This window comes from Paraburkholderia sp. (assembly GCF_035948235.1).
Classification (GTDB): domain Bacteria; phylum Pseudomonadota; class Gammaproteobacteria; order Burkholderiales; family Burkholderiaceae; genus Paraburkholderia.
This window is the reverse complement of record NZ_DASZJJ010000022.1, coordinates 1-7,238: the sequence shown is the minus strand read 5'-3', so window position 1 is coordinate 7,238 and position 7,238 is coordinate 1. Positions and strand designations below refer to the sequence as shown.

General features: G+C 63.8%; 7 protein-coding genes and 1 pseudogene. 6 read left to right on the top strand and 2 right to left on the bottom strand.

All coding sequences use genetic code 11. From position 1 onward, the window contains the following. Positions 1-23: 23 nt before the first annotated feature. The 6 genes from VG320_RS01405 (at position 24) to VG320_RS31160 (ending at position 5,909) form a co-directional block, all read left to right on the top strand. Positions 24-1,796: an FAD-dependent oxidoreductase gene (locus VG320_RS01405; RefSeq protein WP_327198397.1), complete on the top strand. Its 1,773-nt coding sequence runs from the start codon at positions 24-26 to the stop codon at positions 1,794-1,796. Then, the gene (locus tag VG320_RS01400; protein WP_327198396.1) at positions 1,783-2,394 is read left to right on the top strand and encodes an NIPSNAP family protein; all 612 of its coding nucleotides are present in this window, start codon (positions 1,783-1,785) and stop codon (positions 2,392-2,394) included. Before VG320_RS01405 ends, VG320_RS01400 begins: the two co-directional genes overlap by 14 nt. 57 nt (positions 2,395-2,451) lie before the next feature. Beyond that, a complete protein-coding gene (locus VG320_RS01395) occupies positions 2,452-3,285 on the top strand; it encodes a sugar phosphate isomerase/epimerase family protein (protein WP_327198395.1) in 834 nt (277 codons plus the stop codon). A 92-nt stretch (positions 3,286-3,377) separates the two neighbouring features. After that, on the top strand, positions 3,378-4,760 hold the full coding sequence (locus VG320_RS01390) for an MFS transporter (RefSeq protein WP_327198394.1): 1,383 nt from the start codon (positions 3,378-3,380) through the stop codon (positions 4,758-4,760). 112 nt (positions 4,761-4,872) lie between these two features. After that, positions 4,873-5,727: an IclR family transcriptional regulator gene (locus VG320_RS01385; protein ID WP_327198393.1), complete on the top strand. Its 855-nt coding sequence runs from the start codon at positions 4,873-4,875 to the stop codon at positions 5,725-5,727. A 65-nt stretch (positions 5,728-5,792) separates the two neighbouring features. Continuing rightward, the gene (locus VG320_RS31160; protein ID WP_414695938.1) at positions 5,793-5,909 is read left to right on the top strand and encodes an H-NS family nucleoid-associated regulatory protein; all 117 of its coding nucleotides are present in this window, start codon (positions 5,793-5,795) and stop codon (positions 5,907-5,909) included. Positions 5,910-5,967: 58 nt separating this feature from the next. On the opposite strand, the gene VG320_RS01380 is transcribed toward VG320_RS31160, so the two are convergent. After that, positions 5,968-6,414 carry a lipocalin-like domain-containing protein gene (locus VG320_RS01380; protein ID WP_327198392.1) on the bottom strand — a complete coding sequence of 149 codons (447 nt, stop codon included), beginning with the start codon at positions 6,412-6,414 and terminating at the stop codon, positions 5,968-5,970. 345 nt (positions 6,415-6,759) lie between these two features. Then, positions 6,760-7,238 (bottom strand): annotated as a pseudogene (locus VG320_RS01375) (nucleotidyltransferase); the annotation flags it as partial.

The window sequence follows — 7,238 nt, the reverse complement described above, 5'->3', positions numbered from 1 at the left end:
CAGGAAGAAAGGCGATACCGAACATGAAGCGAGAACCGAAACTCGATTGCGACGTGCTGGTGCTGGGTTCCGGCGCGGGCGGGCTCTCTGCGGCTGTGACGGCGGCGGCGCAGGGGCTGCGCGTGATCGTCGCGGAAAAGGAGGCGGTGTTTGGCGGTACGACCGCATGGTCGGGAGGATGGCTGTGGATTCCGCGCAATCCGCTGGCAACGCGCGCGGGCATCTGCGAAGACATCGAAGCGCCGCGCACGTATCTGAAGAGCGAATTGGGCGGCCAGTACGATGCGGCCAAGGCCGACGCGCTGCTCGAACATGGCCCGGCCATGCTCGATTTTTTCGAGCGCCACACGACGGTGCGGTTTATCGACGGCAACCGTATCCCCGATTTCCATACCACGCCGGGCGCGGGCACGGGTGGCCGCTCGGTCTGCGCCGCGCCGTTCGACGGCCGCGAGCTTGGGGCGCTGATCGACCGGTTGCGCAAGCCGCTCTCGGTCACGACGATCAAGGGTATGGCGCTGGGTTCGGGGCAGGATCTGGCGCACTTCTATCGCGCTACGCGCTCGTTGCGCTCGGCGCTATATGCCAGCCGCCGTTTCGCGGCCTTTGGCTGGCACTTGCTGCGCTACGGGCGCTCGATGCATCTGGTGAACGGCAACGCGCTCGCCGCCAGGCTGCTGAAATCGGCGGCCGATCGCGGCGTGGATCTGCGCACGAACGCCAAAGCGGTCGGCCTGCTACGCAACGCGTCGCGCGTGAGCGGCGCGCGCGTCGAAATCGACGGCATCGTGCACGAGATACATGCCGCGCGCGGCGTCGTGCTCGCCTGCGGCGGGTATCCGCACGATATCGAGCGCCGTGCGCAGACCTTCGCCTATACGCCGTCGGGCCGCGAGCATTGGTCCGCCGCACCGCGCAGCAATAACGGCGACGGCATCCGGCTGGGCGAATCGGTCGGTGCGCATTTCGACGGCGCGCTGGATGCGCCAGCCGCATGGGCGCCAGTGTCGATCGTGCCCGAACATGATGGCGTGAAAGACGTGGCGTTTCCGCATCTGATCGAGCGCGCCAAGCCGGGCGTGATCGCGGTTGTGCGCTCGGGCGAGCGTTTCGTCAACGAGGCTTCGTCGTATCACGACTTCATTGGCGCGCTGCTCGACACGACGCCTGCGGGCGAGGAAGTGTGCGCATGGCTCATCTGCGATCACCGCTTCCAGCGCCGCTACGGGTTGGGATTTTCCAAGCCGTTTCCGTTCCCGACCGGGCCGTACCGGCGCAGCGGCTATCTGCAGCGCGCTGCGACGCTCGGACAACTGGCGGCACAATGCGGCATCGACGCAACCGCGCTGGCCGAAACGGTTTCGGCCTACAACCAGTACGCGAAGCAAGGCTTCGATCCGCAGTTCCATAAAGGTTCCACGCCTTACAACCGCGTGCAGGGCGACGCCGCGCATCAGCCAAATCCGTGTCTTGCGCCAATCGAAAACGGCCCGTATTACGCGGTGAAGCTGTTGCCGGGAAGCCTCGGCACGTTTGCCGGTCTCGCTACTGACGCACAGGCGCGCGCGCTCGACCACACAGGGCGCGCCATCGACGGTCTCTACGCCGTAGGCAACGACAGCGCCAGCATGATGGGCGGCTGTTACCCGAGCGGTGGCATCACGCTCGGCCCGGCGATGACTTTCGGCTATCTCGCGGGACTCTCGCTCAGTGTGACGCAGCCGATAGTTGCGCACGCATCTAAGCACCATTTCAACACTCTTCATCCTCAAGGACAATGCAATGACACTGTATGACGTCGTGACGCTTACCGTGAAAATCGGTACCAACGCGCAGGTTTTCGAAGGCATCAAGGCCAGTGGCGATCCGCAGGGCGGCAAACTGCTCGGCTGCTGGTATTCGGATATCGGCACGCTCGGCCAGGTGCTGGTTTTACGCGGTTACGAATCGGAGGCAGCGCTCGTGGCGGAGCGCAAGCGCATGCTGCTTGAAGGCAATCCGTTCGGCGTGGGCGAATTTGTCGATGACGTGAAGATCGAGAGCTACGCGCTGTTTCCCTTCCTGCCGCCGATCGAGCCCGCCGCGCACGGTGGCATCTACGAGATGCGCGTGTACGGCACGAAGCTCGGCAGCCTGCAGCACACCATCAACGCGTGGGAACAGGCGGTGCCCGAGCGCACGAAGCGCTCGCCGCTGGTGGGCGCGATGTATTCGCTCGACGGCAACGTGCCGCGCTTTCTCAACATCTGGCCGTATGCGAGCGTGGACGAACGCTCGCGCATTCGCGCTGAAGCCGTGAAAGACGGCATCTGGCCGCCGAAAGGCGGACCCGCGCATCTCACGACGATGGAGTCGACCATCTGCGTGCCCGCGCCGTTCTCGCCGCTGCGCTGAGCTGGCATCGAAGGCGCGCGTCGTAACGTTGCGCGCGCAATAAAACAAGGAGACATCATGATTGAGCCGCAAACGCGCGAGCTGTCGCTGTCGGCGCTGACCGCGCTTGAGCTGAACCCGCCGCAGATGGTGCTGTGCGCCGCCGATGCGGGCTACGACTACGTGGGTTTGCGTCTGCTGCCCGCGACCGATCACGAGGTGCGCCACGAGATAGTCGGCGATACGCCGCTCAAGCGCGAAACCCTGGCAGTGCTGAGGGACACGGGCATGCGCGTGCTCGACGTGGAGATTCTGCGCCTGACGCCCGATAGCGACGTAAACCAGTACAAGCCGATGCTCGAAACTGCGGCGGAACTCGGCGCGCGCTATGTGCTCGTGGCTGGCAACGATCCCGACGAAGCGCGCACCGTCGACCGCCTCGGGCAGCTTTGCGATCTCGCCGCGCCGCTCGGTCTTGCGCCGTCGCTTGAGCCTATGCCGTGGACGGATGTGAAGGAGATCGCGGCGGGAGCGCGCATCGTGAAAGCGAGCGGGCGGCGCAACACCGGTCTCATCATCGACCCGATCCATTTCGACCGCGCTGGCTCGTCGCTCGACGACTTGCGTGCGCTGCCGCGTGAATATTTCGGCTATGTGCAGTTCTGCGACGCGCCGGCGCAGCGGCCAGCCGATCTCGACACCTTGCTGTTCCAGGCGCGCTGCGAGCGAATGATTCCGGGTGAGGGCGGCCTCGACCTCGTAGGAATTCTGAGTGCGCTGCCGGACGGCTTACCGGTAAGCGTCGAAGTGCCGACGCAGCAGTGGGCGAAGTCGACGCGCGCGGTGGATCGCGCGCGGCGTCTGCGCGAGGCGACGCTCGCGGTGCTGGAGAAAGCGCGCGAGACGATCTGAAGCGCATTGGGCTACCCGGGCAGATGTCACAAGACGCATCGCCCGGGCGGGCCGATCAATCGACACAACAAGAAAATGACACGGAGACAACGATGGATTTTTCGAAACCGGCCGCACCGGGCCATTCAGCCACGCGTACCCTCGACGTCCAGCAGTTTCTGGATGACCAACCTGTGGGGCGCTTTCAATGGCTCGTGCTGCTGTTGTGCATGATGATCGTCATGCTCGACGGGCTCGATACGGTCATGATCGGCTTTATCGCGCCATCGCTTTCCAGTGCGTGGGCGATTCCGCGTGACGCGCTCGGCCCCGTAATGAGCGGCGGGCTGCTTGGTTTGGCGTTTGGCGCGCTGGGCGCGGGACCCATGTCGGATCGATTTGGCCGCAAGACGGTGATGACCGTGGCCGTGCTGTTCTTCGGCGTGTGGAGCCTGGCGTCGGCGTTCGCGGTCGACGTGGAGTCGCTCGCGATCCTGCGCTTTCTTACCGGCATCGGCCTGGGCGCGTCGATGCCCAATGCCGCGACGCTCATGGCCGAATACGCGCCGCCGCGTCGCCGCGCGCTGATGGTAACGGCGGTGTTTTGCGGCTTTACGTTTGGCGCGGCGGGGGGCGGGTTCGTGAGCGCGTGGCTCATCACTCAGTGGGGCTGGCAGTCGGTGTTGATGCTGGGTGGGGTGCTGCCCGTCCTGTACGTGCCGGTGCTGATTAAATGGTTGCCCGAATCGGCGCGTTATCTGGCGCTCAAGGAAAGCCGCCGGGCGCGCCTTGTCAGCGTGCTCAATCGCATGAAGTTCGGATCGGCCAGCGCGCAGACCCGCTTTGTCTCACATGAGCCCGCTCAGGCGCCGCGCAGTCCGGTGCGAGCGATCCTGTCGCGCGAACATGCCTTCGGCACCGTGATGCTGTGGATCTGCTATTTCGCCGGGTTGCTGACGGTCTATCTGCTCGGCAACTGGCTGCCGACGCTGATTCGCGGACTGGGTTTCTCGCTCGGCGAGGCGGCCGTGGTGGGCGCGCTGTTCCAGGCGGGCGGTACGATCGGATCGGTGTTGATCGGCTGGCAGATGGACCGCTTCAATCCCCATCGTGCGCTCGGCGCAACCGTACTGGCGGGTGGCGTGCTGGCCTGCTACATGGGCGCATCGGCGCATCCTTTCAGCATCATTTGCGCGCTTGCGTTCGGCATGGGCTACTGCATGAACGGTTCGAACACGGGCTTCTGCGCACTTGCCGCCGGCTCATATCCCACCGAGATGCGCGCGACGGGCACCAGCTGGATGCTCGGCGTGGGCCGTTTTGGTGGCATCACCGGCGCGCTGGTGGGCGCAGCCATGCTGCATGCGAACTGGAGCTTTGGCGCAGTGTTCACGGCGCTGGCGGTGCCTGCGACAGTGGGCGGGCTGGCCGTGCTACTCAAGGGGACACGCCATCGGGGCACGTTCGCGCCGGCGAGCGTGAGCGCGGGGCATTGAGCGACGGTTTGATCGGACGCTCATCTAAACGCACGCTCATTCGATTCAGCTTGAATTCCAGTATGGAATTGTGTTCTCATTTCATATCCACGAAAACACATGAGAAATCGATATGGCCGGGAATCTTGAGCGTGCACTGGGCGTGCTTGAACTGTTGGCGAAAAACGGTGGACGCATGCCACTGGCCACCATCGCGGACACGCTGGACATTCCCCGCAGCGGCACACACCGGCTTCTGGCGATGCTGATCGAAGAGGGCTTCGTGCGCCAGGACGAGGAGCATGGCGAGTACATGCTGGCCATGAAGCTCGTGTCGCTGGCGCTGATTTACCTGTCGACGAGCGGTGTGTTCGATATCTCGCAGCCCGTGCTTGACCGGCTCGCCGAAGCATCGGGTGAACTGGCACGCCTTGGCGTGGTTGAGAACGATCACATCACCTTCGTTGGCAAGGCCCAAGGTGCGAAATCGGGCTTGCGCTACGACCCGGACATGGGCAGCAATCCCCCGCTGCATTGCACGGCGAGCGGACAGGCGTGGCTCGCCACACTGCCCGACGAACGCGCGATCGAACTGGTGTCCAGGCAAGGCGGGCTCGGGCCGAAAGCGCACAACGCGCCGCGCGCGCCCAAGACCATCCAGCAGTTCCTGAAAGACCTCAACGGTGCGCGCCAGCGTGGCTATGGCGTCGCTATCGAAACCTACGAAACCGGCATGACCTCGATCGCGGCGGCGGTGCGCAATCCTGTGACGAACGAGGTGGTTGGCATCGTCAGTCTCGCCGGACCGAGCAGCCGCTTGCCGGAGGCGCGTCTCAAGGAACTTGCACCCTTCCTGCTGGAGGCGGCTTCGGACATGGGGGCGGCGACATTGAGCTCGCTGTACTTCAAGCCCAAGGCCGTGACGGCCATCGACGTCGAACCCGTGCGCAGCGGTGGCAAGGTGCGCGGGCGTGCAGCGTCAAAATGACTTTTACCGCGGGACGCGAATAGACCGGTCGCTAGACCGCGAATCACTTCGTAGATCATGCGGAATTGGCTGAGGGCGCCGCACGGCGCCTTCAACTCTGGACATGGACTGGACGTGGCCGCGCACCGCGCTGGCTCGCTGATGCGAGGAACCGCGACCGCTTCCTGATCAGGAAAGCCTGAATCGCGGCGCAGCACCGTGCCTGAAATTCACTCCGTGTCCGGTGGATGCCAGGTATGGCTACGTGAGTTTTTCCCACAACAGCACCGAGACGCATTCGTTGCCCGTCACCGGGTTGCGCGCAGGCAGCGTCGTGATGTGCAGATAATCGCCGTCGATCCTGAACCTGCGAACCTGGGTGGTGCCTGTCCACGACTGGTTCCACGACACATCGATATGGTGCCGGACTTCGTCACCGGCGATGACATAGCTTCCTGCGTAGGAACAAAGTCCATTGAAAAGCTCGATACGCTCCATGTCCGTGGGCACGAGATCGGCGGGCGCCTTTCGCCCGTGCGCGACGAGGATCGCATACATCCGGAAATCCGCACCGTAACAGAGATAGCCATCCGGTTTGATGCCGAAGAGATTCGTCGTCAGACCGGTCGCAGTGTCTTCGGTCGTGAACGATAGAAGCTTCCATGTGCCGAGCAATGCCGCGTTGCTGTCCGTCCGCGCGCGTGTCATGGCGATCTCCCTGGGCCTGCCGGCCCGACAGTTCCCGTTCGTCTACTTTTGCGGCGTAGGTGAGCCGTTCATCCCGGCGGAATCGGCTGCAGTGCACAGGGCCAAGGTAGAGGAGCGGCGGCGCGTCCCGCGCAGCCGCAGACAGAGTCGGCTCTGCTTTCCCCGCGCAGGGGGCGTTCTGCTTCAATTTCAAGTCGGGCGTTTCCAGGCTGATTTTCGGGGTGTCGATCTGGCGCATCTGGCGCCCGGTACAGGACCATAAAAATGCATCTAACTGCCTAGCCATCCATATTCTGGCTACGCCTCACGGCGGCAAAGCTGCTATTAGTGAACGCCGCCAACCGATCACGGGCGTGCGTCGCAAAACTGCGATGCGAAGGCATCGAGCAGGGCGTCTGGGTCACTGTTTGTCGCGCCGACGAAAAATTGCGCAGCTCGCGCGAACAGGTCGTCTTTAAGCAACGCGAGGGTTTGGGGTGTCTGCAGTATGGCGCGCACAGCTGCGAACGTTTCCGGCAGCGCGATGGCGCGCGCCTCGCGCGCGAGCATGCCGGCGCACGCGACTTCGATGTTGTGATCGTTGGATTCCAGCAGGTCATAGGCGACGTCAAAGACGCGCCTGGCGTTGCCCGCGTGAGAATATCGCAATAGCACGAAGAGCAGATCAGACGCATCGGTGTTCTTGTTCGCGCGGCGATCCTGCCAGGCCATAAGCTTCAGCAGGACATACGCAGGGACGGTGACAACGGGCACGACCACGCCCTTGCCTATATTGACCGGCAGCGCGGTGTCGACCGCTTCCTGGAACCCGAGTACGTTCATGA

Bases quoted from the DNA above. Each gene is read 5' to 3' on its own strand.
- VG320_RS01405 (WP_327198397.1), top strand. From the start codon at position 24: ATGAAGCGAGAACCGAAACTCGATTGCGACGTGCTGGTGCTGGGTTCC.
- VG320_RS01390 (WP_327198394.1), top strand. From the start codon at position 3,378: ATGGATTTTTCGAAACCGGCCGCACCGGGCCATTCAGCCACGCGTACC.
- VG320_RS01380 (WP_327198392.1), bottom strand. From the start codon at position 6,414: ATGACACGCGCGCGGACGGACAGCAACGCGGCATTGCTCGGCACATGG.
- VG320_RS01400 (WP_327198396.1), top strand. From the start codon at position 1,783: ATGACACTGTATGACGTCGTGACGCTTACCGTGAAAATCGGTACCAAC.
- VG320_RS01395 (WP_327198395.1), top strand. From the start codon at position 2,452: ATGATTGAGCCGCAAACGCGCGAGCTGTCGCTGTCGGCGCTGACCGCG.
- VG320_RS01385 (WP_327198393.1), top strand. From the start codon at position 4,873: ATGGCCGGGAATCTTGAGCGTGCACTGGGCGTGCTTGAACTGTTGGCG.